A 542-nucleotide genomic window follows, 5' to 3' on the forward strand; every position below is an offset into this window, starting at 1 on the left:
TCGATGCCTTGCAGGCAGCAGTGAAAATTTTGAATGCCCTGTATGCGCAAAACACCCTTTACAAACAAGTCACATCGAAAGTCGAGGGCATTACCCACCCTTACCTGAATGTGGGGACGATAGAGGGCGGCACGAATACCAATGTCATCCCAGGCCGCGTCACATTCAAACTTGACCGCCGCATGATACCGGAAGAAAATCCGGCAGAAGTCGAAGCGACGTTGCGCAAAGTCATCAGCGACACAGCATCTGAACTGCCAGGCATCAGCGTGGATGTCAAACGCATCTTGCTGGCAAATTCCATGCGCCCGTTGCCGGGGAATACGCCTCTGGTGGAAGCGATACAAAAACATGGTGAAGAGGTTTTTGGTGAAGCGATTCCTGCACTGGGTACGCCTTTGTATACCGATGTGCGCCTGTTCTCGGAAGCGGGCATACCTGGTGTCATTTATGGCGCAGGGCCACGTACCGTGCTGGAGTCCCATGCCAAACGTGCAGATGAGCGTTTGAGTCTGGAAGATTTACGCAAAGCCACCAAGGTG

General features: G+C 53.0%; 1 protein-coding gene. It reads left to right on the forward strand.

Annotated features, from left to right (window positions below; all coding sequences use genetic code 11):
- Positions 1-542, forward strand: a 542-nt coding sequence (locus ACO0LG_RS29535) for a peptidase dimerization domain-containing protein (RefSeq protein WP_423032191.1), incomplete at both ends; no start/stop codon positions are given.

The sequence above is a fragment of the Undibacterium sp. Ji42W genome, from assembly GCF_049340405.1.
Classification (GTDB): Bacteria; Pseudomonadota; Gammaproteobacteria; order Burkholderiales; family Burkholderiaceae_D; genus Undibacterium.